Origin of the sequence: Mycobacterium simulans, from assembly GCF_900232995.1 — a bacterium.
In the GTDB taxonomy this organism is placed as follows: domain Bacteria; phylum Actinomycetota; class Actinomycetes; order Mycobacteriales; family Mycobacteriaceae; genus Mycobacterium; species Mycobacterium simulans.
In genome coordinates this window covers 620,401-645,734 of sequence record NZ_OCVX01000007.1, presented here as the reverse complement: position 1 = coordinate 645,734, position 25,334 = coordinate 620,401, and the positions used below count along the sequence as shown (strand labels likewise).

General features: G+C 66.5%; 27 protein-coding genes and 3 pseudogenes. 11 read left to right on the top strand and 19 right to left on the bottom strand.

All coding sequences use genetic code 11. The features are described 5' to 3' along the window. A pseudogene (locus tag MSIMFI_RS28610) lies at positions 1-886 on the top strand (PE family protein); the annotation flags it as partial. 10 nt (positions 887-896) lie between these two features. Here MSIMFI_RS28610 and ruvB read toward each other — a convergent pair. The 3 genes from ruvB to ruvC are packed head-to-tail and all read right to left on the bottom strand — an operon-like array spanning position 897 to position 3,075. After that, positions 897-1,934, bottom strand: coding sequence for a Holliday junction branch migration DNA helicase RuvB (gene ruvB / locus MSIMFI_RS25085; RefSeq protein WP_191499616.1), 1,038 nt, complete (start codon positions 1,932-1,934; stop codon positions 897-899). Beyond that, entirely contained in the window at positions 1,931-2,524 is a 594-nt protein-coding gene (gene ruvA / locus MSIMFI_RS25080; protein ID WP_191499615.1) for a Holliday junction branch migration protein RuvA, read from the bottom strand. The genes ruvB and ruvA overlap by 4 nt, the downstream gene beginning before the upstream one ends. Next, positions 2,521-3,075, bottom strand: coding sequence for a crossover junction endodeoxyribonuclease RuvC (ruvC, locus tag MSIMFI_RS25075; RefSeq protein ID WP_186242693.1), 555 nt, complete (start codon positions 3,073-3,075; stop codon positions 2,521-2,523). The genes ruvA and ruvC overlap by 4 nt, the downstream gene beginning before the upstream one ends. 149 nt (positions 3,076-3,224) lie before the next feature. On the opposite strand from ruvC, the gene MSIMFI_RS25070 reads away from it, so the two are divergent. From MSIMFI_RS25070 to MSIMFI_RS25040, 7 genes and pseudogenes are all read left to right on the top strand, one after another. Then, positions 3,225-3,470 (top strand): AbrB/MazE/SpoVT family DNA-binding domain-containing protein, encoded by a 246-nt coding sequence (locus tag MSIMFI_RS25070; protein WP_191499614.1) that lies wholly within the window; start codon positions 3,225-3,227, stop codon positions 3,468-3,470. A gap of 69 nt (positions 3,471-3,539) precedes the next feature. Further along, positions 3,540-3,812 (top strand): annotated as a pseudogene (locus MSIMFI_RS25065) (type II toxin-antitoxin system VapC family toxin); the annotation flags it as partial. Between the two features lie 138 nt (positions 3,813-3,950). Then, entirely contained in the window at positions 3,951-4,553 is a 603-nt protein-coding gene (locus MSIMFI_RS25060) for a DUF4178 domain-containing protein (RefSeq protein WP_191499613.1), read from the top strand. A gap of 8 nt (positions 4,554-4,561) precedes the next feature. Next, positions 4,562-5,074 (top strand): DUF2617 family protein, encoded by a 513-nt coding sequence (locus tag MSIMFI_RS25055; RefSeq protein WP_191499612.1) that lies wholly within the window; start codon positions 4,562-4,564, stop codon positions 5,072-5,074. After that, positions 5,071-5,502 (top strand): DUF4247 domain-containing protein, encoded by a 432-nt coding sequence (locus MSIMFI_RS25050; RefSeq protein WP_191499611.1) that lies wholly within the window; start codon positions 5,071-5,073, stop codon positions 5,500-5,502. The genes MSIMFI_RS25055 and MSIMFI_RS25050 overlap by 4 nt, the downstream gene beginning before the upstream one ends. Before the next feature lie 23 nt (positions 5,503-5,525). Beyond that, positions 5,526-5,996, top strand: coding sequence for a DUF350 domain-containing protein (locus MSIMFI_RS25045; RefSeq protein ID WP_186242686.1), 471 nt, complete (start codon positions 5,526-5,528; stop codon positions 5,994-5,996). Then, positions 5,993-7,582, top strand: a complete 1,590-nt coding sequence (locus MSIMFI_RS25040; RefSeq protein WP_191499610.1) for a polyamine aminopropyltransferase — start codon at positions 5,993-5,995, stop codon at positions 7,580-7,582. The genes MSIMFI_RS25045 and MSIMFI_RS25040 overlap by 4 nt, the downstream gene beginning before the upstream one ends. A 783-nt stretch (positions 7,583-8,365) precedes the next feature. Here the strand turns inward: MSIMFI_RS25040 and MSIMFI_RS30095 are convergent. The 5 genes and pseudogenes from MSIMFI_RS30095 to pdxS all read right to left on the bottom strand — a co-directional run. Then, a pseudogene (locus MSIMFI_RS30095) lies at positions 8,366-8,641 on the bottom strand (PE family protein); the annotation flags it as partial. 866 nt (positions 8,642-9,507) lie between these two features. Next, entirely contained in the window at positions 9,508-10,263 is a 756-nt protein-coding gene (locus MSIMFI_RS25030) for a YebC/PmpR family DNA-binding transcriptional regulator (protein ID WP_186242682.1), read from the bottom strand. Positions 10,264-10,347: 84 nt separating this feature from the next. Beyond that, on the bottom strand, positions 10,348-10,944 hold the full coding sequence (gene pdxT / locus MSIMFI_RS25025; protein ID WP_191499608.1) for a pyridoxal 5'-phosphate synthase glutaminase subunit PdxT: 597 nt from the start codon (positions 10,942-10,944) through the stop codon (positions 10,348-10,350). After that, entirely contained in the window at positions 10,941-11,777 is an 837-nt protein-coding gene (tesB, locus tag MSIMFI_RS25020) for an acyl-CoA thioesterase II (RefSeq protein ID WP_191499607.1), read from the bottom strand. The genes pdxT and tesB overlap by 4 nt, the downstream gene beginning before the upstream one ends. Positions 11,778-11,786: 9 nt before the next feature. Further along, positions 11,787-12,686, bottom strand: a complete 900-nt coding sequence (gene pdxS, locus MSIMFI_RS25015) for a pyridoxal 5'-phosphate synthase lyase subunit PdxS (RefSeq protein ID WP_186242679.1) — start codon at positions 12,684-12,686, stop codon at positions 11,787-11,789. A gap of 85 nt (positions 12,687-12,771) precedes the next feature. Between pdxS and pdxH the strand changes: the two genes are divergently transcribed. Then, entirely contained in the window at positions 12,772-13,446 is a 675-nt protein-coding gene (gene pdxH, locus MSIMFI_RS25010) for a pyridoxamine 5'-phosphate oxidase (RefSeq protein WP_191499606.1), read from the top strand. Between the two features lie 10 nt (positions 13,447-13,456). On the opposite strand, the gene MSIMFI_RS25005 is transcribed toward pdxH, so the two are convergent. The 9 genes from MSIMFI_RS25005 to MSIMFI_RS24965 form a co-directional block, all read right to left on the bottom strand. After that, positions 13,457-14,509 (bottom strand): NUDIX hydrolase, encoded by a 1,053-nt coding sequence (locus tag MSIMFI_RS25005; RefSeq protein ID WP_191499605.1) that lies wholly within the window; start codon positions 14,507-14,509, stop codon positions 13,457-13,459. Then, the gene (locus tag MSIMFI_RS25000; RefSeq protein ID WP_191499604.1) at positions 14,509-15,645 is read right to left on the bottom strand and encodes a glycosyltransferase family 4 protein; all 1,137 of its coding nucleotides are present in this window, start codon (positions 15,643-15,645) and stop codon (positions 14,509-14,511) included. The genes MSIMFI_RS25005 and MSIMFI_RS25000 overlap by 1 nt, the downstream gene beginning before the upstream one ends. A 10-nt stretch (positions 15,646-15,655) precedes the next feature. Then, a complete protein-coding gene (locus tag MSIMFI_RS24995; protein ID WP_191499603.1) occupies positions 15,656-16,603 on the bottom strand; it encodes a phosphatidylinositol mannoside acyltransferase in 948 nt (315 codons plus the stop codon). Beyond that, the gene (gene pgsA, locus MSIMFI_RS24990; RefSeq protein ID WP_191499602.1) at positions 16,603-17,256 is read right to left on the bottom strand and encodes a phosphatidylinositol phosphate synthase; all 654 of its coding nucleotides are present in this window, start codon (positions 17,254-17,256) and stop codon (positions 16,603-16,605) included. Before pgsA ends, MSIMFI_RS24995 begins: the two co-directional genes overlap by 1 nt. A gap of 18 nt (positions 17,257-17,274) precedes the next feature. Further along, complete coding sequence (locus MSIMFI_RS24985; RefSeq protein WP_186242673.1) at positions 17,275-17,856, bottom strand: HIT family protein; 582 nt, start codon at positions 17,854-17,856, stop codon at positions 17,275-17,277. After that, positions 17,853-20,009 carry a threonine--tRNA ligase gene (gene thrS / locus MSIMFI_RS24980; protein WP_191499601.1) on the bottom strand — a complete coding sequence of 719 codons (2,157 nt, stop codon included), beginning with the start codon at positions 20,007-20,009 and terminating at the stop codon, positions 17,853-17,855. The genes MSIMFI_RS24985 and thrS overlap by 4 nt, the downstream gene beginning before the upstream one ends. Positions 20,010-20,135: 126 nt before the next feature. Continuing rightward, the gene (locus MSIMFI_RS24975) at positions 20,136-21,119 is read right to left on the bottom strand and encodes a glycosyltransferase (RefSeq protein WP_263597436.1); all 984 of its coding nucleotides are present in this window, start codon (positions 21,117-21,119) and stop codon (positions 20,136-20,138) included. Between the two features lie 331 nt (positions 21,120-21,450). Further along, positions 21,451-22,074, bottom strand: coding sequence for a PaaI family thioesterase (locus MSIMFI_RS24970; RefSeq protein WP_191499599.1), 624 nt, complete (start codon positions 22,072-22,074; stop codon positions 21,451-21,453). Positions 22,075-22,098: 24 nt separating this feature from the next. Beyond that, positions 22,099-22,980 carry an aldo/keto reductase gene (locus tag MSIMFI_RS24965; RefSeq protein WP_191499598.1) on the bottom strand — a complete coding sequence of 294 codons (882 nt, stop codon included), beginning with the start codon at positions 22,978-22,980 and terminating at the stop codon, positions 22,099-22,101. 67 nt (positions 22,981-23,047) lie between these two features. On the opposite strand from MSIMFI_RS24965, the gene MSIMFI_RS24960 reads away from it, so the two are divergent. After that, positions 23,048-23,551, top strand: a complete 504-nt coding sequence (locus tag MSIMFI_RS24960; protein WP_191499597.1) for a DUF1990 family protein — start codon at positions 23,048-23,050, stop codon at positions 23,549-23,551. Positions 23,552-23,561: 10 nt separating this feature from the next. On the opposite strand, the gene MSIMFI_RS24955 is transcribed toward MSIMFI_RS24960, so the two are convergent. After that, positions 23,562-24,002, bottom strand: a complete 441-nt coding sequence (locus MSIMFI_RS24955) for an Rv2617c family stress response/phage resistance protein (protein WP_191499596.1) — start codon at positions 24,000-24,002, stop codon at positions 23,562-23,564. A gap of 114 nt (positions 24,003-24,116) precedes the next feature. On the opposite strand from MSIMFI_RS24955, the gene MSIMFI_RS24950 reads away from it, so the two are divergent. Next, positions 24,117-24,872, top strand: coding sequence for a helix-turn-helix transcriptional regulator (locus MSIMFI_RS24950; protein ID WP_191499595.1), 756 nt, complete (start codon positions 24,117-24,119; stop codon positions 24,870-24,872). Here MSIMFI_RS24950 and MSIMFI_RS24945 read toward each other — a convergent pair. Next, positions 24,814-25,334: NAD(P)H-dependent flavin oxidoreductase (locus tag MSIMFI_RS24945; protein ID WP_191499594.1), on the bottom strand; the 521-nt coding region annotated here is incomplete at its 5' end. The genes MSIMFI_RS24950 and MSIMFI_RS24945 overlap by 59 nt on opposite strands.

Genomic DNA, 25,334 nt, shown 5'->3' with positions numbered 1-25,334 from the left:
GGGGGGGATGGTCGGGGGCAGCGGCGGAGGCGGCGGCTCCGGAGGGCCGGGCTCGAACGGCGGCGCAGGAGGCGCTGGCGGCGTCGACGGCGGTCTACTGTTTGGCCTGGGCGGCGCCGGCGGCGCCGGCGGAACCGGCGACATTGCCGGGGGTGCCGGGGGCGCTGGCGGCGCCGGAGTGGGTCAGATCTTTGGCCTGGGCGGTGCCGGTGGAGCCGGCGGCGCGGCCACTGACGTCACCGGTACGGGCGGTGCGGGTGGCGCCGGCGGTAGCGGCGGCGCCACGTTCGGCTTCGCCCAGGCCGGTGCTGGCGGCATCGGTGGCTTCGCTAGCGGCACCGGCGGCGCGGGCGGCCAGGGCGGCGTCGGCGCTGCGCTTATAGGCATGAGCGTCGGTGGTGTCGGCGGAATCGGCGGTGCCGGCGATGCCGCCGGCGGCGCGGGCGGCGCGGGCGGTATGGGCGCAACCCTCATGGGCACGGCCGTCGGCGGTGTCGGCGGCATCGGTGGCTTCGCTAGCGGCACCGGCGGCGTGGGCGGCCAGGGTGGCCAGGCCGGTGCGCTCGTTGGAGTGGGTGCGGGTGGCGCCGGCGGTGCTGGCGGCACCACATTCGACGGAACTGGCGGCAATGGCGGTGACGGCGGTGACGGCGGCGGCCTCCTCACCATTGGCCTCGGCGGGAGCGGCGGCAATGCCGGAAGCGGCGTCGGGCCTGCCAACGGCGGCAACGGCGGCAACGTCGGGCTAATTGGCACCGGCTCCTTCCAGCCCGCGCTGGTCGGCTTCGGCGGTAACGGCGGTAACGGCGTCAACGGCGGGGATGGCGGCACCGGTGGCAGCGGCGGCGTGATTTTTGGGACTAACGGGGCGGACGGATCACCGTAACCACGCGTCGCTAGTCGAAAAGCCCGGGTTGACCCATCCCGGCTGGTGGAGTCATGCCCAGATGGGTCCAGGCGAGCGCGGTGGCCACCCGGCCGCGCGGGGTACGCGCGACCATGCCGGCGCGCACCAGAAAAGGCTCGCACACCTCCTCCACGGTGGTGGCCTCCTCCCCGACCGCCACCGCCAGCGTCGAAACCCCGACGGGACCGCCGCCGAAGCTGCGTGTCAGCGCCGACAACACCGCACGGTCCAGCCGGTCCAGACCCAGCTCGTCGACGTCGTAGACCTCCAGCGCGGCCTTGGCGACGTCGCGGGTGATGACGCCGTCGGCGCGTACCTCGGCGAAGTCGCGAACCCGGCGGAGCAACCGGTTGGCGATCCGGGGCGTTCCCCGCGAGCGGAGGGCGATCTCCGCGCCGGCCTCAGCTCCCAGCTCGATACCCAGAATTCCGGCCGAACGAGCCAGCACCCGCTCCAGCTCCGCAGATTCATAGAAGTCCATGTGCGCGGTGAAGCCGAACCGGTCGCGCAACGGGCCGGTCAACGCGCCGGATCGGGTGGTCGCGCCGACCAGGGTGAAGGGCGCGACCTCGAGAGGAATCGATGTCGCCCCGGGGCCCTTGCCGACGACCACGTCGACCCGGAAGTCCTCCATCGCCAGGTAGAGCATCTCTTCGGCCGGTCGGGCGATGCGGTGGATCTCGTCGATGAAAAGCACATCGTGTTCGACCAGGTTGGACAGCATCGCGGCCAAGTCCCCGGCACGTTCCAGCGCGGGCCCGGACGTTACCCGCAGCGACGACCCCAGCTCAGCGGCGATGATCATTGCCAGCGAGGTCTTGCCCAGCCCCGGCGGGCCGGACAGCAGGATGTGATCCGGTGTGCCGCCGCGGTTCTTGGCCCCCTCGATGACCAGCTGCAGCTGTTCGCGGACCCGCGGCTGGCCGATGAACTCCCGCAACGAGCGGGGCCGCAGGCTGACGTCGATGTCGCCCTCGCCGACGGTCAGCGCGGGTGAGACGTCGCGATCCGCCGCGTCCTCGCTCATTTCGACTTCCCTAGCAACGACAGGGCGGCCCGCAGCGCACTCGATGTCGTCGCCTCGTGGTCAGTGGCCAGCACCTTGTCGGTGGCCTCTTCGGCCTGTTTGGCCGCAAAGCCGAGGCCGACGAGGGCCTCGACCACCGGGCTGCGCACCGCGTGGCCGTTCACCGCGGGTGCCCCGCTGGTCGCGGCCACCGCCCCCACCTTGTCCCGCAATTCCAGCACCATGCGTTCGGCGCCGCGTTTGCCGATGCCGGGCACCCGGGTCAACGCGGTGACGTCGCCGTCGGTCAGCACCTGCCGCAGCGCCGCGGCGTCATGCACGGCCAGCGTCGCCATCGCCAGCCGGGGTCCCACACCCGAGACCGATAACAGCGTCAGGAACAGGTCGCGAGTATCGGTGTCGGCGAACCCGTACAACGTCATCGAATCCTCGCGCACGATCATTGCGGTGATCAGCCGGGCCTCGGTCCCCTGCCGCAGCGTCGCCAGCGTCGAAGGCGTCGCATTCACCCGGTAGCCGACTCCTGCGGCCTCGATCACTACATGATCGAGTGCCACCTCGAGTACCTCTCCGCGAACCGAGGCGATCATCGCGCTGCCTTCAGCTTGGCCAGGTAGGCGTGACGCTGCTTAGCGGCCTGCGCTTTAGCCTCAGCCATCCGGGCGATCATCGGTGCCCGCCAACAGTGACAGATCGCCAGCGCCAGCGCGTCGGCCGCGTCGGGCGGTGTCGGTTTGGACTGCAGCGCAAGGATTTTGGTAACCATCGTAGTGACCTGCGCCTTATCTGCGGCGCCGTTCCCGGTGACCGCGGCCTTGACCTCGCTGGGGGTATGGAAGTGCACGTCGATACCTCGCTTTGCCGCCGCCAGGGCGACCACGCCACCGGCTTGCGCGGTGCCCATCACCGTCGTCACGTTCAGCTGCGAAAACACCCGCTCGATGGCCAGCACGTCCGGGTGATGCGTGTCCAGCCAGTGGTCGACGGCATCGCTGATCGCCAGCAGTCGCTTCGACACCGGCGCATCCGACGGCGTGCGCACCACGTCGACGTCCAGCGCCGTGATGTGCCGACCGCGCCCGCTCTCGACCAGCGACAGCCCACACCGCGTCAAACCGGGATCGACACCCATCACCCGCACGGCAGCTCCTTACCCGAACAGTTGTTCGATAGCCTAGCGGGTGGGTCCGACAGCGGACGGGAGGACACGCCCGGGTAGACAAACGGGCACGCGATCACGGCACCTCCCGCCCCGCTACCAGCGTAGATAGAAACGGTAAAATTCGTGCCATGCGCACAACCATCGACGCGGCGGGGCGCCTCGTGATTCCCAAGCGGATTCGCGACCGCGTTGGTTTGCGCGGGAACGAGCAGGTGGAGATCACCGAGCGCGATGGGCGCATCGAGATTGAACCGGCCCCGACCGGTGTCGAACTCGTTCGGGAAGGCTCGGTCCTCGTCGCGCGGCCGGAACGTCCTCTTCCGCCGTTGACCGACGAAATCGTTCGCGAAACGCTCGATCGCGTACGGCCGTGATCGCGCCAGACACCAACCGCGGACTCGTGCCCGTCGTGCCATGTTGCGAATCCGGCAATGAGGACGTTTTTGACCCGTCTGCCACCGCCGCATCGCATTGAACCTGTTGCCGTTCATGCCTACCTTGCGGATGTCACTTCCAGCGAGTACTTGACGCTCGATGCCCGCTCACACCGTGATCTCATCGACCATCTCGCCGAGCACGGTGTCACCGGTGGCGCAACCTACGACGCGGTGGTCGGATTGACGGCCAAAGCCGCCGGGGCAACGCTACTGACGCGCGACGTGCGAGCGGTCACCACCTACGAGCGGTTGCAACTGGAGTTTGAGCTGGTGACCTGAGGAATCACGGCTGCGGTCCCGGTTGTGCCCGGCACGACCATCACCGTCCGGCCGGCGCCCAGTTCGGGCGCGTCGGAAGCTGTTAATTTAGACCACGTTCGATCAACCGCGGCGCTACCGCACTATGGAAGGTAATGCGTGGGGACACTGCTGGTCGTCGTCGCATTCGTATTGTTCGTGGCGTCCATCGTCGTTCTCGTCATGGCGCTGCGCCGGCCCAAGCGACCGCAGCCGAGTACGGGGCGTCAAGACCCGTTGTCGTTCAACGCGATGCCGCAGTTCGGGCCGCGTTCGCTCGGTCCCGGCGCGATCGTCAGCTACGGCGGCACCGACTACGTGGTCCGCGGATCGGTCACGTTCCGCCAGGGGCCGTTCGTGTGGTGGGAGCACCTGCTAGAAGGCGGCGAGCAGCCGGTCTGGTTCAGCGTCGAAGACGACGACGGGCGCCTTGAACTTGCGATGTGGTTGAAACGCACTGACCTGGCGTTACAGCCGGGCGGCGAGCACGTGGTCGACGGTGTGACATTTCGGGAGTCCGAACGCGGCCATGCCGGATACACGACCGAGGGCACGACCGGTTTACCGGCCGGTGGCGACATGGACTACGTCGACTACACGAACGCCGACCAGTCCGCCCTGCTTTCCTTCGAGCGTTGGGCGCCGGACATGCCCTGGGAGATATCGACGGGCAAGACCGTCTTGACCGGCGAACTCACCGTCTACCCCGCGCCCTCCGCATAGGACCGTCGGTGCCGCTTCATCAGCTTGCCGTAGCTCCAGCTGACGTTTCGGGGGCCCGGCTGGCACTGGCTCTCAACGAGCCCGCTCCGCAGCCACTGGCGACCTATCGGCTGGACCATCCCCGCGGCGGCACTCTCCTGCTGGGAGTCTTGGGCGCATCGCACCTGGTCACCGTCGAACACGTGACCGGACAATTCTCCGAGCAGGTCTCGTGCATGGCCCGCAACCATGAGAGCGGCCTGCCCGACCACACCGAGGCACCCGGCTACTACCTCGAATCCCGCACCGATACCCGCGATGAACAGGGGTTCCGACGGCTGGCGCACCAACTTCGGCAGCGCTGCACGCGCGAGAGCGGATGGCTTGGTGGGGTGTTTCCCGGCGATGACGCGGCGTTGACCGCGCTGTCCGCCGAACCCGACGGCAGCGGCTGGCGTTGGCAGACGTGGCACCTGTACCCGCTGCACCCTTGCGGGTCCGGCGGGACGGTGGTGCACACCGCAAGCCGGTGGCATCCATGAGCCGCAATCGCCTGTTCTGGGTTGCCGGCGGGTTGGCCGTTGCCGCGATGGTGTCGTTGATTTCCGGATTGGTATTGCTGCACAAGGACATTGGCTCGTATATCGCCTCCCACTATCACGAGTACTCCCGTGATGCGAATGGCACCCGCTACGTCTGCACCGGATCTGCCAAACAGGTGGCCGACACGCTCACTAGCTATCAGGCGCCCGAGGCGCGCGCGTCCAGCGGCAACAACCAATACCTGCGCTACAGCCGCAACATTGTGATCGTCGGACCCGACGGCACGCATCCCTGCAGCATCCGTGTCGAAGACCTGGGCGCCCGTTACAGCCACGGTGGATTCATTTTCCTCGGCCCCGGGTTCACCCCGGGATCTCCGTCTGGTGGCTCGGGCGGCCGCCCCGGTGGGCCGGGCGGAAGTAAGTAGCTGACCACGTAAAGGAGACAGCCATGCATCAGGCCAGGAATGCGGCCGGAGTCGACTTCGGCACCGTCAACTTCACCCCGCTCCTGCATGGGGCGGTGGCCACGGTGCTGTACTTCGTGGTGGGCATCGCGGTGCTGATCGCCGGCTTCCTGATGGTGGACATCCTGACGCCCGGGAATCTGCGCCGGTTGGTGTTCCTGGAACGCCGCCCCAACGCAGTCGTCCTGGCCTCGGCCATGTACGCCGCGCTGGCCACGGTGATCATCGCCGCGATCTACACCAGCTCCAGCCAGCTGGGTGAAGGTCTTCTCGGAGTGGCGATCTACGGGTCGATCGGCGTTATCCTGCAGGGCTTGGCGCTGTTCATTCTGCGCATCGTGGTGCCAGGCAACTTCCACGAGCATGTCGAACAAGCCGAGCTGCATCCCGCTGCGTTCGCGACGGCCGCCATGCTGTTGGCCGTGGGAGGGGTGACGGCGGCCGCGCTGTCATGACCGCCGTCGAGGTTGCGACCGCAGCGGCGCCGGCAGGGGCGTCTTCGGAGGAGTCTTCGGGGCGATGGCGGGCCGTGCTATTGGCCGCAGTCGCCGCCTGTGCGGCCTGCGGCATTGTTTACGAACTCGCGCTGCTGACCCTGTCGACGAGCCTCAACGGCGGCGGCATCGTCGCCACCTCGTTGATCGTCGCGGGCTACATCGCCGCGCTGGGCTTGGGTGCGCTGCTGATCAAGCCGCTACTGGCGCGAGCGGCCGTCACGTTCATCGCCGTCGAGGCGGTGTTGGGAGTCGTCGGCGGCTTGTCGACAGCGGCGCTTTACGTGGCGTTTGCGTTCTTGGACGAGCCGGGTGGGTCGACTTTCGTGCTGGCGGTGAGCACCGCGCTGATCGGCTGCCTGGTCGGCGCCGAGGTACCGCTGCTGATGACGCTCCTGCAACGCGGCCGGCTCTCCGGGGCTGCCGATACCGGCCGCACGCTGGCCAACCTCAACGCGGCTGACTACCTGGGCGCGCTGGTGGGCGGGCTGGTCTGGCCGTTCATCCTGCTGCCGCAGCTGGGAATGATTCGCGGCGCGGCTGCCACCGGCATCGTCAACCTGGCGGCTGCGGCGATCGTGTCGATCTTCTTGTTGCGACGCATCGTTTCCCCGCGCCAGCTGATGGCCGCGCTGTGTGCGCTATGTGCGGCGCTGGGGCTGCTGGCCACGCTGCTGGTGCGCTCCACCGACATCGAGACCACCAGCAGACAGCGGCTCTACGCCGACCCGATCATCGCCTACCGGCACTCGGCCTATCAGGAAATCGTGGTCACCCGCAGGGGCAACGACACGCGGCTGTACCTCGACGGGGGACTGCAGTTCTCCACCCGGGACGAATACCGCTACACCGAAAGCCTCGTCTACCCCGCTGTGGGCAATGGCGCCCGTTCGGTGCTGGTGTTGGGCGGCGGCGATGGCTTGGCCGCACGAGAGCTGTTGCGCCTGAACGGAATTCAGCAGATCATGCAGGTAGAGCTGGACCCGGCCGTCATCGAATTGGCGCGCACCACCATGCGTGAGGCCAACGGCGGGTCGCTGGACAATCCACGTGTGCATGTCGTGATCGACGATGCGTTGAACTGGCTGCGCGGCTCGCATGCCACCGATGTTTTCGACTCGGTGATCATCGACCTGCCCGACCCCGACACACCCGTGTTGGGCCGGCTGTATTCCACCGAGTTCTACGCGCTGGTCGGTCGCGTGCTGGCACCCGGTGGTCTGATGGTGGTGCAGGCCGGCAGCCCGTTTTCCACACGTACGGCGTTCTGGCGAGCGGTCTCGACGATTGGGGCCGCCGGCTACCGGGTCACGCCCTACCACGTGCATGTGCCCACGTTTGGTGACTGGGGTTTCGTTTTGGCGGGTCGCGGTGACGCGGCGCCGCTACCTACGGTGCCCCACGACGCGCCCCCGCTGCGCTACCTGGATCAGCGGGTGCTCGACGCCGCCACGGTGTTCTCCGACGACGTCCGGCCGCGCCCGGTCGAGCCCTCGACGCTGGACAATCCGCGCATCGTCGAGGACATGCGCCACGGTTACGACTAGCCGCCACAGATCCCAGGGCCGCCCAACAAGGGGGCGGGCACGCACGGCTGATCCATCCGGCGCCGGGTCATGGCATGACCGCCTGCAACCTCAGCTGTTGCCGCCGCCGATCGCACCGGAGCCGCCGCTGCCACCGGCGCCGCCGTTGATGTTGCTCTGGCCGGGAAATCCGAAGGGGGCACTGCCCGGGAAGCCGCCGGTGGGGACGCCTGCAGACTTGGTGTTGCTGTTACCGCCGGCACCGCCATCACCGCCCGCGCCGCCGGTGCCACCGACGCCGGTGCCGAACGGTATGGCAGAGCCCGTGCCGCCGGTGCCGCCGGTGCCGCCGTGGCCACCATTGCCGCCGACCGTGTTACCGAACGCACCCTCGCCGCCGTTGCCGCCGCGGCCGCCGTCGCCGCCATTACGTGTCAGACCGCCGTGGCCGCCGGCGCCGCCGGTGCCGCCGTGGCCGCCGTTGCCACCGGCGCCGCCGATGCCTTTGCCGCCGTCGCCGCCGTCGCCGCCTGTGCCGCCAGTCTGAGCGGTGCCACCGCCGCCACCGCGGCCACCGGCACCACCACCGCCACCGTTGCCACTGAGATTGCCCGCGTCGCTGCCGTTCCCACCAGCGCCACCGCTGCCACCGTTGCCGGAGGTGCCGGCAACGGTGGCAGGCCCGGTGCCCGCAGCCCCATCAGCGCCATTACCGATCAGCGGACGACCCACCAACGCCAGCGTGGGCGCATTAATGATGTCGAGCACCGTTTGCTGAAACGCCTGCATGGGCCGCACAGCGGCCGCCTCAGCAGCGGTATACGCCCCTCCGGCCACATTCAGGGCCGCCACAAACCGCTCATGAAACACCGACACCTGGGTGCTCAACGCCTGATACTCCGCCGCGTGAGTTCCGAACAACGCCGCAACCGCGGCCGACACCTCATCGCCGGCCGCCGGCAACAATCCCGTCGTGGAGGCCGCCGCAGCGGCATTCGCCGCACCCAGCGAGGAACCCAGCCTAGATAGATTCGACGCCGCCGCTCCCACCATTTCCGGCACCGCGATCACAAACGACATCCCGCACCTCCCAACAACGGGTCACCAACATTGGGATCCGTTACGCCGACGAATTAGGCGATTAACGCGCGACTGCACGGTTTACGTCATCGCGCATTACGGGATTGTGAGGGGGATCGCACAACCAGATCTTGTGCAAAATGCCCACATTCGCACAACAAAGTGCCCAATTGGCCCGGGCGACTTCGTGGGCGCCGGCGTCTGATCTGACAACACCGAGCCACCACGCCTCGACACGCTGACCGCAAATGCCCGAAGGCTTGAATTACAGCCCAGTCAATCCTTGTCGAAACACCGGCAGCACGACATCGGGTAGATCGACACTCGCCAGACTTTCTGCACTTCATCGCCGTTCTTCACGTCGACGGACACTCTGTTCGACGGCCGACTGCCCCCCACGCTTGCCCGTGGCGCGCCGGCAAAAACCCGAGTACGCACGCCGACGCCACCCGGCTCAGCAAACTGCACATACCCCGGTCGCTGCCACCACCAACGCCGACAGTCGGCGCCCCGGTTACCCCTCCGCTCAGCCGATCAGCAAGTCGAAAATTATTTCGCACAGCTAGCGAAATGCCCACCGCGCCGAATAACGACCCCATGAAACACAAATACTTCATAAATCATTCGCGTTTGTTTCCACCAAATACAAGGACCATGCCGGGGATCTGGGCGGTGATGCCGGGCCGGCGATTCGCTCGCCGCCGTGGCCGCCATTGTCGCCGGCGCTGCCGATGCCAGCCGCACCCCCGTCGGCAGCAACCTGCGGACCGCTTAGCCGCAACCCTCGACCACACCAGCGTTCGCGTTGCCGTGGCAATCGAAGCCCCGCAATAGCGCGACAATCAATCGACCTCAATCCTCAATCCTCAATCCTCGTCGAGAGCCGCCAGGACCTCGTCGGACACGTCGACGTTGGTCCAGACGTTTTGCACGTCGTCGCTGTCCTCGAGCGCGTCGACGAGTTTGAAGACCTTGCGGGCCCCGTCGAGGTCGACGGGCACGCTGACCGAGGGCTGGAAGCTGGCCTCGGCCGACTCGTAGTCGATGCCGGCGTCTTGCAATGCGGTCCGCACCGCGACCAGATCACCCGGCTCGGAAATCACCTCGAAGCTATCGCCGAGGTCGTTGACGTCCTCGGCGCCCGCGTCGAGCACGGCCGTAAGCACGTCGTCTTCGGTCAGGCCATTCTTCTCCAAGGTGACCACGCCCTTACGGGAAAACAGGTAGGCCACCGAACCCGGGTCGGCCATTGCGCCGCCGTTACGCGTCATCGCGACCCGCACCTCGCTGGCCGCGCGGTTGCGGTTGTCGGTCAGGCACTCGATCAGCACCGCGACCCCGTTGGGCGCGTAACCCTCGTAGGTGATGGTTTGCCAGTCGGCGCCACCGGCCTCCTCACCGGCGCCACGCTTGCGCGCCTTTTCAATGTTGTCGTTGGGTACCGAGCTCTTCTTCGCCTTCTGGATCGCGTCGTAGAGGGTCGGGTTGCCTGCCGGGTCACCGCCGCCGACGCGGGCCGCAACCTCGATGTTCTTGATCAGCCGGGCGAACATCTTGCCGCGGCGGGCGTCGATGACGGCCTTTTTGTGCTTGGTGGTGGCCCACTTGGAATGGCCGCTCATCTGTGTGCTTTACCTCTTCTGTTGCCTTCTGGTGCTCGAAAGTTCGCCAGACGAGTCTACGTGGCGGGTCAGTCGCGCCCAGCGTCACGCCTTCCCGTTGACGATGTCGACGAACAACTGGTGGATGCGGCGATCGCCGGTCATCTCCGGGTGAAACGCCGTCGCCAGCACGCGATCCTGCCGCACCGCGACAATGTGGTCCGCCGCCCGAGCCAGCACCTGCACAACATCACCGGCTCGCTCGACCCACGGCGCCCGGATGAACACTCCACGCACCGGGTCGTCGAAACCCGCGAACGCGAGATCGCCCTCAAACGAGTCGACCTGACGCCCAAAAGCGTTGCGCCGCACAGTCATATCGATCGCGTTGAGCGGCAGCGCCTGGCGCCCGCCCGCGCCTGCGTCCAGGATCTCGCTGGCCAGCAGGATCATCCCCGCGCAGGAGCCATAGGCCGCAAGCCCGTCAGCCAGCCGTGCCCGCAGCGGCTCCAGCAAGTCGAGGTCGAGCAGCAGATGGGTCATGGTGGTGGACTCCCCACCCGGTAGGACCAGCCCGTCGACCGCGTCGAGCTCGTCGCGGCGTCGCACCGTCATCGAGTCGGCTCCGCATTCGCGGAGCGCCGCGAGGTGCTCACGGGTGTCGCCTTGCAGCGCCAGGACCCCGATCTTCGGCCGGCTCACGGCTGGTATCCGCGTTTGTAGCGGGTCAACCCCTCCTGCATTACCGCCGCCACCAACTCGCCACGCTGGGTGAAGATCCTGCCCTGGGTGAGTGCGCGACCACCGCCGGCCGAAGGCGATGACTGGTGATAGAGCAACCATTCGTCGGCGCGGAAGGAACGCATGAACCACATCGCGTGGTCCAGCGATGCCACTTGCAGATGCTGGCGCTCCTCCAGATGAGTGACCTGCGCCGAACCCAGCAGCGTGAGGTCGCTCATATAGGCCAGCGCGCAGATATGCAGCACCGGGTCATCGGGCAACGGATCGTGGTGACGAAACCACACCTGCTGCTGGGATGCCTTGCCCGGCAGCAGCTGCAGGCGCTCCCGCGGCACGATGAGCACGTCCCACTCTTCGAACTGCCGGAACCCGGCGTCATCGAACACCTTCATCGACGTCAAGCCGGGCAGATCGTCGGGCGGTGGCGCTGCCGGCATGGCGTCCTGGTGTCTGATGCCTTCCTGACGGGTCTGAAACGATGCCGCCATGCTGAAGATCGTTTCCCCGTGCTGGATGGCGTTAACCCGCCTGGTGGCAAACGATCCGCCGTCGCGGATGCGCTCGACGATAAACACCGTGCGCTCCTTGGCATCCCCGGGCCGAAGAAAGTAGCCGTGCAGCGAATGAACGTGGTAGCGCGGATCGACGGTGCGCACCGCCGAAACTAGCGACTGACCGGCCACATGACCGCCGAAAGTCCGCTGCAGGAAACCCGATTCCGGGCTGAAGACGCTCCCGCGGTAGATATTGACCTCGAGTTGCTCGAGATCAAGGATCTCTTCGATCGCCACGAATGATTCTTACCAGCCGCGTTCGGCCAAGCGATGCGACTGCGCGATCTCCTCCACGTTGATGCCCACCATCGCCTCGCCCAGCCCACGCGACACCTTCGCCAGGACGTCGGCGTCGTCATAGAACGTGGTGGCCTTGACGATCGCCGCGGCGCGCTGCGCGGGATCGCCGGACTTGAAGATGCCCGACCCGACGAAGACACCCTCGGCCCCGAGCTGCATCATCATCGCGGCGTCGGCGGGCGTGGCAATGCCACCCGCGGTGAACATCGTGACCGGCAGCTTGCCCGCCCGGGCCACCTCAACAACGAGTTCGTAAGGTGCCTGCAATTCCTTTGCGGCAACGAATAATTCGTCCTCGGACAACGACGTCAGCCGGCGGATCTCGCCGCCGATGGCCCGCATATGTGTGGTCGCGTTGGAGACGTCACCGGTACCGGCCTCGCCCTTGGACCGGATCATGGCCGCCCCCTCGCTGATACGCCGCAGCGCCTCGCCGAGATTGGTCGCCCCGCACACGAAAGGCACGGTGAACTTCCACTTGTCGATGTGGTGGGTGTAGTCGGCGGGAGTCAGCACCTCGGACTCATCGATGTAGTCCACGCCCAGGCTCTGCAGGATCTGTGCCTCGACGAAATGCCCGATGCGTGCTTTGGCCATCACCGGGATGGTGACCGCGGAGATGATGCCTTCGATCATGTCGGGGTCACTCATCCGCGAAACCCCGCCCTGGGCGCGGATATCGGCGGGCACTCGCTCCAGCGCCATGACCGCGACCGCGCCGGCTCCCTCGGCGATGCGGGCCTGCTCCGGCGTGACGACGTCCATGATGACGCCGCCCTTGAGCATCTCGGCCATGCCGCGCTTGACCCGCGCCGTACCGGTTGCTGGGCTACCTGCAGCATCCATGGTTGCCTCCTTCGATCTCCACCACGATACGGCCAATACCGCGCGGCTAATGTAGCTAGTACCTCGCGGAGTATCGGAGGCCGGAATGGACGATGACGCCAAGATCATCGATCTCAACGATGACCAGCTTGCTCAGATGCGCGGCGAATATGGTCCGGAGAAGGACGGCTGCGGCGATCTGGACTTTCAATGGCTCGATGATGGCTGGCTGGCGTTGCTGCGCCGGTGGATGAGCGATGCGCAACGCGCCGGTGTGATCGAACCCAATGCGATGGTGTTGGCGACAGTTTCGGACGGAAAACCCGTGAGCCGTTCGGTGCTCTGCAAATTGCTGGACGAGTCGGGTGTGGCGTTTTTTACGAGCTACGACTCGGAAAAAGGTGCGCAGCTCGAAGCGACGCCATACGCGTCGGCAACCTTTCCCTGGTACGAATTGGGCCGCCAAGCCCACGTGCGCGGCGCGGTCACCAGGGTCAGCACCGAGGCGACGCTCGCCTATTGGTCCAAGCGACCGCGCGGGGCGCAGCTAGGTGCGTGGGCATCACAACAGTCACGTCCCGTGGGGTCCCGCGCCGAACTCGACGATCAGCTCGCGGAAGTGACGCGTCGCTTCGACGGCCAGGACCGGATTCCGGTGCCGCCGCGGTGGGGCGGCTACCGCATCGCACCTGAGATCGTCGAATTCTGGCAGGGCCGCGAGAACCGCCTACACAACCGGATCCGCGTCACCAATGGCCGACTCGAGAGGTTGCAGCCCTGACTCACCGCGCTCAGCGGATCGATCGAGGTACACCCGCATTGAGGGCGGCGGCTCGCTTCGCCGACGCGTCGGCCATTTCGTTGGCTACGGGCAGCAACTCGCCAAGTTGTAGTGGATAGACCAGTTCCCCAGCAGCTACCAGCTCCGCGATGTCGTTCGCGTCGCACCATCGGGCGCCGTGGATGTAGCGCCGTTCCAACTCGGTGCGCCCCGCGACGGACGGCTCGAACCGTCGCGTGCGGTACACCAGGTAGAACTCCTCGCTATCGATCAACGAGCCGTTGAACTCGAAGGCCTCGTCACGTCGCCAAACGGGTCCGACCATGTCCGTTGGCGCGACCCTCAGACCGGTTTCTTCGGCAAGCTCACGCGCGGCCGCCTCCGCCAACCGCTCGCCTTGCCGCACCTCGCCGCCGACGGTGAACCACCATCTCAAAGCGGTGGGTTTGGCTGGGTCCGAACCGCACAGCAACAGCACCGCACCCGTGTCGTCGAGCAGCACCACCCGGGCCGACGTGCGGTGGTTGACCACGCCGTGACCACTGTGCGCCAACGCGTGCGGCCGCTCCGCGATCTCGAAATATGTTGGCAGCGCCGCGGTTCCACCCAACCGAAGCTTCCGCACCAGGGGTCGTTCGGCCAGCGCGAGGGTGTCGCGGACCGCATCGTTGTGGAATCGACGGGCCAGCAGCACCCGGGCTTCGGCGTCGGCCAATTCGGCGATCAGGGCCGCCGGCAGCGACGCCGGATCAACCATCGCCAGCGCGGTGGAGAGCTCGTTTTCGCACGCCTCGCGCGAATGCCGGGGCGCACGTTCGGCGGCGTCGGCCAGTGCCGCCAACCGACGGCCCTCGGAGCCGACTTTCGAGGTGCCGCCGTAGGCGTCGATCGCGACCGCCCGGGCCACCACAGCGCGCCGGGCCAGCGCACCGTCCAGCGCCTGCCAGGACAGGTCATAGCGCACGTTCAATCGGTTCAGCCGGTTGGCCGTTTGATACCCCCAGGCACCAACCGCCACCAGCAGCACGACCAGCACCGCAATGGCTATCAGCAGCCACGTCACTAGCTGGCCACCTGAACCTTGGTGCCCGACCCGGCGACCGTCTCGTACACCCGCATGATCTGGGTGGCCACCACCGACCAGTCGTACCGGGTGACCGCCTCGGCGCCGGCCGCCACGTAGCGCTGCCGCAGCATGTCGTCGGAGAGCACCGAGATGAGCGCGTCGCCCAGCGCGGCGGCCTGCAAATCGGGGGGGCCAACCGGCACCAGGCAACCGACCTCGCCGTCGCACAGCACCCGCCGGAAGGCGTCCAGGTCGCTGGCCACCACGGGGGTACCGGCGGCCATCGCTTCGACCAACACGATGCCAAAGCTCTCGCCGCCGGTGTTGGGTGCGCAGTAGACGTCGGCGCTGCGCATCGCGGATGCCTTTCCGGCGTCGTCCACCTGACCGAGAAAGCGCAGGTGCTCGTCCAATCCGCTTGCCTGGCCACGCAATTGGTCCTCATCGCCGCGGCCGACGATCAGCAACTGCACATCCGGAAACCGCTGCACCACCCTGGGCAGCGCGCCGAGGAGTACCGCCATCCCCTTGCGCGGCTCGTCGTAACGACCCAGGAACAGCACGGTCTTGCCCGGCCGCGGATACCCGTCCAGCGGTGGCGCCGAAGCGAACGAATCGACGTCCACCCCGTTGGGAATCTCCACCGCGTCGGACCCCAGTGCCTCCATCTGCCAGCGACGGGCCAGATCCGACACCGCGATCCGCCCGACGATCTTCTCGTGCATCGGCCGCAGGATGCCCTGGAAAACCGTCAGCGTCAGCGACTTGGTGGTCGACGTGTGAAACGTCGCCACGATCGGCCCCTCGGCGATGTTCAGGGCCAGCATGGACAGGCTCGGCGCGTTGGGCTCGTGCAGGTGCAGCACGTCGAAATCGCCTTCGGCAAGCCACTTTTTGACCTTGCGGTGCGTGGCGGGGCCGAACCGCAGCCGGGCCACCGAGCCGTTGTAGGGAATGGGGACTGCCTTGCCGCCGGAGACGACGTAGTCCGGCAGTGAGGTGTGCGGCGAAACCGGTGCCAGCACGCTGACATCGTGGCCGCGGGCGCGCATCACCTCGGCCAGCTGCAACACGTGCGACTGCACCCCGCCCGGCACGTCGAACGAGTAAGGGCAGATCATCCCTATCCGCATCAGGCTTTCCTCATTTGGACCTCAGCCGTGCCCGGCGTGCATCGGACAGATCGGCCAGCCACTGCGGCTGCAGCATGTGCCAGTCGGCGGGATGGGCGGCGATGTTGTGCGCGAACCGATCGGCCAGCGCCTGAATGATGGCGTTGATGTCACCGCTGCCGCAGTCCACCGCCGGGTGGACCGCAAAACCCCAGCCGTCGGGCTCAAACCAGCAGTGCACCGGCAGCAGCGCCGCCCCGGTCTCGATGGCCAGCTTGGCCGGGCCAGCCGGCATTCGGGTGGGCTCACCGAAGAAATCGACGTCAACACCGGTGCGGGTGAGGTCTCGCTCGGCCATCAGACACACGACCTGGTTAGCCCGCAATCGCTGACATAACACCTCGAATGGGGGTTGCGCACCACCGGTCAACGGCAGTATCTCGAAGCCGAGGCTCTCGCGGTAGGCGATAAAGCGCCGGTAGAGCGATTCGGGCTTGAGACGCTCGGCGACGGTGGTGAGAGTGCCATGCTTTTGCACCAGCCATACCCCGGCCATGTCCCAGTTGCCGCTGTGCGGCAACGCCAGAACCACGCCCCGGCCCGCGGCCAGCCCAGCATCCAGGTGACGCAGCCCCTGGATCACATGGTCAAGGTGGCGGGCGATCGCACGGTGGTCCATTGTCGGCAGCCGGAAGGCCTCCCGCCAGTATCGTCCATAGGACTCCAGCGAAGCGCGCATCAGTGAGGCCGGCACGTCGGCGGGCCGCACACCTATGACGCGGGCCAGGTTCTTGCGCAGCTGCTCCGGACCGCCGCGGCGGGCCGCGAAGCGCGCACCGGTGTCGAATGCGTTGCGGGCGGCGAACTCTGGCATCGCCCGCACAGCCATCCAGCCGGCGGCATAGGCCCAGTCCGTCGCGGTGCCGGTCAATAGGCGGCGAGGGCCCCCGGTAAATTTCAGGCTCGCCGCGGTAGGCATCACGGCTCGCCCTTTCCGGGCAACGTCAAGCGATCGGTGGCCCCGGGCGAGGTGCGCACCGTGTACAGCCGCTGACCGCAGGTGATCACGCTGGCCACGGCCAGCACCCACATACCTATCGGCAGTGCCGGCGGCCAGGCAACAAACGGAAAGTCCGACACGCCGGCACCGGTGAGCACGATGATCAGCCGTTCCGGCCGTTCGATGAAGCCGCCGTCGCCGCGCAGCCCGCTGGCTTCCGCCCGGGCCTTGATGTATGAGATGACCTGCGATGTGACCAAGCAGATCAACGTCGCCACCACCAGCAGTTGGTCGCGCATGTGAAACGCTATCCACCACAGCAGCCCGCAGAACACCGCGCCATCGCTGATGCGGTCACACGCGGCGTCCAGCACCGCGCCGAAGCGCGTGCCGCCACCGCGCTGCCTGGCCATCGCCCCGTCAAGCATGTCGAACAGGACAAAGAACCAGACGACACACGCACCGGCGAACAGCTTGCCCATCGGGAAAAGCACCAGCGCCCCAGCCACCGACGCGGTGGTGCCCAATATGGTGACCCCGTCGGGTGTGAGGCCGACGCGCAGCAACGCCCGGGCGAGCGGATTGGTGACGCGCGCGAACGCCGCCCGGGAAAGGAAGGGCAGTTTACTCATGAGTGCCACATGGTTGCGTCATGGTTGCCTGGCCCACTCCGTCGCAAGAAGGCGGCGGGTGTCACGCAGCAACTGCGGAATCACCTTGGCGCCGCCGATGATTGTGATGAAGTTCGCGTCGCCGCCCCATCGCGGCACGACATGCACGTGCAAGTGTTCGGCCAACGACCCGCCCGCCGAGGTGCCCAGGTTCAGACCGACATTGAAACCGTGCGGCCGCGACACGTTCTTGATAACGCGAATCGCCTTCTGGGTGAAGGCCATCAACTCGGTGCTTTCAGCTTCGGTCAGGTCCTCCAGCTCCGATACCCGCCGATAGGGCACCACCATCAGGTGCCCGGGGTTGTACGGATAGAGGTTGAGCACGGCGTAGACGAGTTCGCCGCGGGCGACCACCAGCCCTTCCTCGTCGGACAGCCGCGGAATGTCGGTGAACGGCTGCTCGGCGTTGGCCGAGGATTTAGGGTCGCGCTTGAGCGGCGCTTCGGCGAGATAGGTCATGCGGTAGGGCGTCCATAACCGCTGCAACTCATCGCGCTGGCCGACGCCTCGATCGAGGATGGTGTCGTCGGTGGGCTCGGCGCTGTTCTCGTCGCTCACCGCCCAGTCACCTTTAGCAGTTCGGCTGTGGGAGCGGCGTTTTCGCGGTCGTTGATCCAATCCACGATGGCCGCTACCGCACCATTACGGGCCACACCGTTGAGTTGCGTACGGTCACCGAACCGGAAGCTCACCGCACCGGCCTGCACATCGCGGTCACCGGCAAGCAACATAAACGGCACCTTCTGGTTGGTGTGGTGGACGATCTTCTTGGCCATCCGATCGTCACTGGCGTCCACCTCGACCCGCACGCCGTGCGACTTCAGTTGTGCGGCAATCTCTTCCAGGTATGCGACGTGCTCATCGGCGACTGGGATCCCGACCACCTGGACCGGCGCCAGCCACGCCGGGAACGCCCCCGCATAGTGCTCGGTGAGGATGCCGAAGAACCGCTCGATCGACCCGAACAGAGCGCGGTGGATCATCACCGGGCGCTGCCGAGTCCCATCGGCGGCGGTGTACTCCAGCTCGAAACGTTCCGGGAAGTTGAAGTCCACCTGGATGGTCGACATCTGCCAGCTGCGGCCCAGCGCGTCGCGCGCCTGCACCGAAATCTTGGGGCCGTAGAACGCCGCGCCGCCGGGATCGGGTACCAATTGCAGGCCCGACTCCTGTGCGACCTCGGCGAGGGTGGCGGTGGCCTCGTCCCAGATCTCCTCGGAGCCGACGAACTTCTCCGGGTCCTTGGTGGACAGCTCCAGGTAGAAGTCGTCCAGCCCGTAGTCACCGAGCAGGTCGAGAACGAACGTCAGCAGCGAGGCCAGTTCGTCGCGCAATTGCTCGCGGGTGCAGAAGATGTGCGAGTCGTCCATGGTGAACCCGCGTGCCCGGGTCAACCCGTGCACCACGCCGGACTTTTCGTAGCGGTATACGGTGCCGAATTCGAAGAGCCGCAACGGAAGCTCCCGATACGACCGCCCACGCGAGGCGAAGATCAGCGTGTGCATCGGGCAGTTCATCGGCTTGAGGTAATAATCCTGGCCCGGCTTGCGCACCGTGCCGTCGTCATTGAGCTCGGCGTCGAGGTGCATCGGCGGAAACATGCCGTCGGCGTACCAGTCCAAATGGCCCGACGTGTGAAACAGCTGCGCCTTGGTGATGTGCGGGGTATTGACGAACTCGTAGCCGGCTTGAATGTGCTTGCGGCGCGAGTACTCCTCCAGCTCCCTGCGCACCACGCCGCCCTTGGGATGGAAAACCGCTAGGCCGGAACCGATTTCGTCGGGAAAGCTGAACAGGTCCAGCTCGATGCCCAGCTTGCGGTGGTCGCGGCGCTGCGCCTCGGCAATGAGCTCCAGGTGGTGGTCCAGCGCCTCCTGGGACTCCCACGCGGTCCCGTAGATGCGTTGCAGGCTGGCGTTTTTCTGGTCGCCCCGCCAGTAGGCCGCGGAGCTGCGGGTGAGCTTGAACGCCGGAATGTGCTTCGTGGTGGGGATGTGCGGGCCACGGCACAAGTCACTCCAGACCCGTTCCCGGGTGCGGGGATTGAGGTTGTCGTAGGCGGTCAGCTCGTCGCCACCGACCTCCATGATTTCGGTCGTGTTCTTGGTAAACCCGGACTTGTCGTCGACGAGCTCGAGCTTGTAGGGCTCGTTGGCCAGCTCCTCTCGGGCCTGCTCGGTGGACTCGTAGACCCGCCGGTCGAACAGCTGTCCATCCTTGACGATCTGACGCATCCGCTTTTCCAGCGCCTCCAAGTCCTCAGGCGTAAACGGTTCCGCAACGTCGAACTCGTAGTAGAAGCCGTCGGTGATGGGTGGCCCGATCCCCAGTTTGGCCTCCGGAAACAGATCTTGGACGGCTTGCGCCAAAACGTGGGCGGTCGAATGCCTGATCACGCTGCGACCGTCCGCGGTGTTGGCCGCCACCGGGGTGACCTCCGCGTCGACGTCGGGTATCCAGCTCAAGTCGCGCAGCTTGCCGTCGGCGTCGCGAACCACCACGATCGCGTCCGGTGAACCCCGCCGCGGCAACCCCGCCTCGCCGACGGCGGCGGCAGCGGTAGTGCCAGCAGGTACCCGGATCGGGGCTTGCGGCGCAGCCGGGTGCTGCGGGTCGCCGCCGCCGGTTCCGGGCGATCGCAAACCCGCCGCAACCGGGTGCCGCGGGTCGCCGCCATCGGTTCCTCGGGTGGGGTCTGCGGGGGCGCTCATCGCGTTGGTCTCCAGGGCTTGGGCGGTCTGCCGGATTCTGGGGGGACTAATTAGTCACTAACTAATCGTTGCCATGCTATCCGGGCGCACCTCGACGAACCCAAACCGCCGGACTACTGCCGTCCGTCACGCCGCGTGGCCACGAACCTCGTCTGGGACCTCCGCGTAGCGCACTGCGTGCGGCGCCTCATGCGGTATGAGCAATCGCGGCTCCCCAACCGGGACACGGCCCGTCGCCCGCTGCGCATCGCGTCGCAGCGCACCGCCCACCCTGCGGCCCATCTCGGCGAGTTTGTCGCGCAGCTTTGACAATGTGAATCGATTGTTTTCGACGTCATAAAAGAACCGCAGGGTGCGGACCGGGAAGTATCCCAGCAACAGGATGAATATCGTTATCAGCGCCGTACCGCTCTTGACGCCGTGCGCTTTTGTGGTCCTGAGATAACGCGTGGAGTACCGGTAGAAATCGCGCGGTGAGGATTCCACCCGCCGGCCGGACATACCGGCAACCAGTGCGGGCTCGTAAGCAACCTCGAAATTGTTCTTGAACAGGGTCACGGCAAGGTCGATGTCTTCATGCAAGAGATCTTCCAGGTCCAGCCGCGTGAGGTGGCGAACCGCCTGCCATGCGGAGGTGCGGATTGCCATGTTCGACCCAAGCAGGAACCGCTGGTCGGTCGCGTTGCGATGCAGTCTGGCGCGGGTCATGTCGTCGATCCGGAAAATGAGCCCGCGCATCGGCATGTCGTAATACAGAACTGGGCCTGTGGCAGCGTCGATGGCCGGGTCCCGAAAGCGGCGACGAATCGTCGCTACCCAGTCATTGGCGACGATGGAATCGGCGTCGATCCTTCCGATGACGTCGCTGCGAACATTATCGAACCCGCAGTTGCGCGTTGGAGCGATGCCCTGGTGCTCGTCTTGATCGAGCAGGCGGATATTGATATGTGGATTCTCTGTTTGATACCGACGCACTATCGATGCGGTGTCGTCGGTCGACCTGTTGTTGACGACAATAATCTCATCGGCCAACGACGTTTGGTCGATGCAGGAATCGAGGCATTTCGCAATGAAGCGTTCCTCATTAAATGCGGGGATAACGATCGCCACAGACGGACTCTCGATCATTGTCTGGCTCCACTTCACTTGCTGACCGCGAGCGTCGTAGGTCACGCCCCTTCAGGTCATCGGCTGCGAGGACGCTAACATAGTTAGTAAGCACTCGCAATCTTTTATCCGATCGCGACCGTGCCGATGCAGCCCAGGGGGTGCCGTCATGTCGGCGGAAGGTTTTGACGACTCCGCGGGAAGGGTGGCGGGTCTTTGCTGGCCGCACTGACTGCAAGGTGACCGCCACTTCGCCAGCGAGATCGCTCCGGTGGTTAATCTACACCTATGCAATACTATGTCAACGACATGATCCGACCTTGCAATGATCTATTCAGGGCTGCCCGGGCTTGAGCCGCACAAACAACGCGTCGGCTTCGGTCAGCAAGGTATCGCCGTCGGTGAGCCGGCCCGAGACGAAGATCTTGCGCCCGTCGACATGGTCAACCCCCGCCTCGATCTGCAGCTTCTTATCGATCGGCACGATATGGCGGTAATTGATCTTGAGATAGGCGGTGCGCTGGTAGGGGCCGCCGGTGAGCACCGAGGACGTCAATCCGAGCACGGTATCGAATAGCAGTCCCAGCGCCCCACCATGCACCGCGCCATTGCGTCCGAGATGAAATCGGGCGAACCGCGCCCAGCCCTGGATCCGTCCGTCGTCGGTTTTTCGCGCCGACATGGGCACGGTCAGGATGTTGCCGCGAACGGGCAGGTCCATCCGGCGTCCCGACGGCGACTGCCATTCGTCGGCGTCGAACGGGGACAGCAGCGCGGAGACCTTGTCGAGTAGGTCGGCCGCCTCGGTGATCACCTCGTCGGGGGCGTCGACAGCGCGGGCGTGGTCCTGCAGCTTGCGTACCCCGTCGATGAACCTGCCGTAGTCGGGGCCGCCCTTGGTCGTCGGTTCGGGCGGATTGAATCCACCGCCGGGGTGTCGTGTCTGGTCACCTGCCACCAGAACACCGTATTTTGCGGCGGCTTACGTAGCGCCGGCAACAGCCTCCAGCGTCTCGAACTCCTCGTCGGAAAGCGTGATTTCGGCAGCGGCGACGTTCTCCTCCAGATGCGCCACGCGCGATGTGCCCGGAATCGGCAACATCACCGGCGACCGCTTCAGCAGCCAGGCCACGGCCAGCTGCGCCGGCGTCGCATGATGGGCGGCGGCGATCTTCTGCAGCGGGCCGTCCGGTGCGGCCAGCGGCCCAGCAGCCAGCGGGAACCACGGGATGAAGCCGACGCCCTGGCTGGTGGCGGCATCCAGCAGCGGTTCGGCGGCGCGTGCCGACAGGTTATACATGTTCTGCACCGACGCGATCGGGGCGATCTGCCGTGCCACGTTGAGTTGATCGACGTCGACCTCGGACAGGCCGATATGACGGATCTTGCCTTCGTTCCGTAGGGCGACGAGTTCGCCGATCTGGTCGGCCAGCGGGAAGTTCCTGTCGACGCGGTGCAGCTGAAACAGGTCGATGGTCTCGACGCCCAGTCGCCGCAGGCTCATCTCGCATTCCTGGCGCAGGTAGCTCGGATTGCCCAGCGGGATCCACACATCCGGGCCGGTACGCAACAACCCCGCCTTGGTCGCTAGCACCAGCCCGCTGCCCAGCCCGGTGTACGGGTGCAGCGCCTCGCGGATGATCTCTTCGGAGATGTAGGGGCCGTATGAGTCCGCGGTGTCGATGAAGTTCACGCCAAGCTCGACGGCGCGGCGCAGCACCTTGACGGCTTCGTCGCGGTCGGCGGGCGGTCCCCAGACGCCCTTGCCGGTCAGGCGCATTGCGCCGAAGCCAAGGCGGTTGACGATCAGGTCACCACCGAGGGCGAAGGTTCCGGATGCCGATGCTAAGGCTTGGGTGCTCACCCCTACGACCGTACGCGGCGCGCGCGTGCGCGCTCTGACTCGTCGGGTCCCGTGGCAAGCTGATCGGGTGGACCTAGACGCGCTCGCCGACCTGCCGCTGACCTATTCGGAAGTGGGCGCGACGGCAGCCGGCCAACTGCCTGCGGGATACGACCACCTGAGCGTCTCGGCCGAGATCGGTACCGGCGCGCGGCGTTTCGAGGAGGCCGCCGACGGCGTCATGCATTGGGGCATGCAGCGCGGAGCTGGCCTGGGAGTGCATGCGAGCTCCGATGTCGCTGTGGTCTCCGCGGTCGTGGTGGTCAGGCTGATGGGTTTGCTGCGCGCGCCGTGCCGCGTCGTGTACGTCATCGATGAACCCGATGTGCGCGGGTTCGCCTATGGCACGCTGCCGGGCCATCCGGAGTCCGGCGAGGAGCGGTTCGCCGTGCGCCACGACCCGACCACCTCCGCGGTCTACGCGGAGGTGTCGGCGTTCTCCCGGCCAGCGACCTGGTGGAGCAAGGCCGGTGGGCCGCTTGTCACGGCAACGCAGCGCATCATCGCCAAGCGCTACCTGCGCGGGGTTTGACGCGGCCCGACTAATGGCGCCCGATGGCTCCGTTGTGTACGCCCTGCGCCAGTCGGGCTAACGCAACGGCACCGGCCAGCAAACCGAAATCACGCAGCGCGACGTCGTAGAAGCCGGGTCCGGTGACCAGGTTGAGGATAATCCCGGCCAGCCAGGCCGCGACCACCCGCGCGCCGAAACGGGGCACGACCGCGACCAGGATTCCGGCGACGATCTCGATCGCCCCGACCAGGTACATGGCCTGATCTGCGGTGCCGGGAACCAGGTCATTGATCCAGCTGGCCAAATACATGCTCCAGTGCTGGGGATGGGTCAGCAAATTGAAGAATTTGTCCAGCCCGAACACGATCGGCGCGATCGTGAAAACGGTGCGAAGCAGCAGGAAGGCCGAGTAGGCCGGATCCTTCAACTGGTCCGCGAGGGCTGGGGTGGTGGCTTGTTTGGTGGTCATGACGTACTCCAGTTTCTAACAGATAGTAATTTGAACGTTAGATTCAGTAGACTGTAGCGTCAAGTCTTTTGTCCGTTAGAAATTCCGTTGAAACAACAGAAATGAGGCGCCGAAGTGGATGCCACGACCCCGCCGCAGCGTGACGCCGCAGGGATCGGTGCGCTCGCGGACCCGGTGCGTCACCGGCTCTACCAATTCGTGTGTTCGCAGCCGGCGCCGGTGAGCCGTGACCAGGCGGCCGCCGCCGTCGGCATCCCTCACCACCAGGCCAAATTTCACTTGGACCGGCTCACGGCCCAAGGCCTGCTGGACATCGAGTACGCACGCCTGACGAACCGATCCGGACCCGGCGCGGGGCGAACGGCCAAGCTGTATCGCAGGGCGACTCGCGACATCGCGGTCAGCCTGCCGCAGCGGGAGTACGAGCTGGCCGGCCGGCTGATGGCCGCGGCCATTGCGCGATCGGCCGAAACCGGCGAACCCGTCGTCGAGGTGCTCAATCGGGTCGCCCGCGAATTCGGGCACGCGATCGGCGCGACCGCTGCGGACCGACCGCCCATCGACGCGGCAGCGGCGCTGCGGGTGGCGCTGAGCGTGCTGCGCAAATACGGCTACGAGCCCCGCACTGCCGACGGCGAAATCGCGGGCGAAATCGAGCTAGCTAACTGCCCGTTCCACGCGCTGGCCCAGGCACAGACCGAGCTGGCCTGCAATATGAACCATGCGCTGATCACCGGCGTCGCCGACACTCTGGCACCGCATGGCCCCGATGTCCGGCTACAGCCCGGACCGGGTCGATGTTGCGTCGTGCTCAGGCGCCCGCCCAGCGAGCCAGCAAACTCTCTGCACCCACGCACAGCCGCTCGATGACCTCGCTCACCGACGCGTCGTCACGGATCATGCCGACGCCCTGACCCGCGTCGACCGGGGCGACCCGCGGGTCGTCGGCAGCGACCGAGGCGGCCAGCTCCTCGCGGGCCGACGGATCGGCGGCCAGCGCGTCTTCGTTGCCCGTCCAGCGCGCGACAAACTCATTGGCCAACACCCGCGACGGGAACCGGGCCGGCCACGGCAGAGCGTTCGCGACGTCGAAGACCCGGGTGACCCGGGTGTCGGTTTCGGCCGCGGCGATCAACGCCCAACGGCTGGCCTCACCGGTCAGCGCCTCCGGACATGCCGCCAGGCGAGTGCCCACCCATGCCCCACTGGCGCCGGCGGCAAGCACGGCGGCCAGACTTCGCGGCGAGGCAACGCCGCCGCCGGCCAGCACCGGCACCGACACCGCATCCAAGACGGCGTCGAGCAACGGCAGCGTCCCCAGCCCCACTGCCC

Coding starts and splice junctions, on each gene's coding strand:
- ruvA (WP_191499615.1), bottom strand. CDS start 2,524: ATGATCGCCTCGGTTCGCGGAGAGGTACTCGAGGTGGCACTCGATCAT.
- ruvB (WP_191499616.1), bottom strand. CDS start 1,934: ATGAGCGAGGACGCGGCGGATCGCGACGTCTCACCCGCGCTGACCGTC.
- MSIMFI_RS25000 (WP_191499604.1), bottom strand. CDS start 15,645: ATGCGGATAGGGATGATCTGCCCTTACTCGTTCGACGTGCCGGGCGGG.
- MSIMFI_RS25070 (WP_191499614.1), top strand. CDS start 3,225: ATGCGCACAACCATCGACGCGGCGGGGCGCCTCGTGATTCCCAAGCGG.
- pgsA (WP_191499602.1), bottom strand. CDS start 17,256: ATGAGTAAACTGCCCTTCCTTTCCCGGGCGGCGTTCGCGCGCGTCACC.
- thrS (WP_191499601.1), bottom strand. CDS start 20,009: ATGAGCGCCCCCGCAGACCCCACCCGAGGAACCGATGGCGGCGACCCG.
- pdxH (WP_191499606.1), top strand. CDS start 12,772: ATGGACGATGACGCCAAGATCATCGATCTCAACGATGACCAGCTTGCT.
- MSIMFI_RS25030 (WP_186242682.1), bottom strand. CDS start 10,263: ATGAGCGGCCATTCCAAGTGGGCCACCACCAAGCACAAAAAGGCCGTC.
- MSIMFI_RS25050 (WP_191499611.1), top strand. CDS start 5,071: ATGAGCCGCAATCGCCTGTTCTGGGTTGCCGGCGGGTTGGCCGTTGCC.
- MSIMFI_RS24995 (WP_191499603.1), bottom strand. CDS start 16,603: ATGCCTACCGCGGCGAGCCTGAAATTTACCGGGGGCCCTCGCCGCCTA.
- pdxS (WP_186242679.1), bottom strand. CDS start 12,686: ATGGATGCTGCAGGTAGCCCAGCAACCGGTACGGCGCGGGTCAAGCGC.
- MSIMFI_RS25040 (WP_191499610.1), top strand. CDS start 5,993: ATGACCGCCGTCGAGGTTGCGACCGCAGCGGCGCCGGCAGGGGCGTCT.
- MSIMFI_RS25045 (WP_186242686.1), top strand. CDS start 5,526: ATGCATCAGGCCAGGAATGCGGCCGGAGTCGACTTCGGCACCGTCAAC.
- MSIMFI_RS24955 (WP_191499596.1), bottom strand. CDS start 24,002: ATGACCACCAAACAAGCCACCACCCCAGCCCTCGCGGACCAGTTGAAG.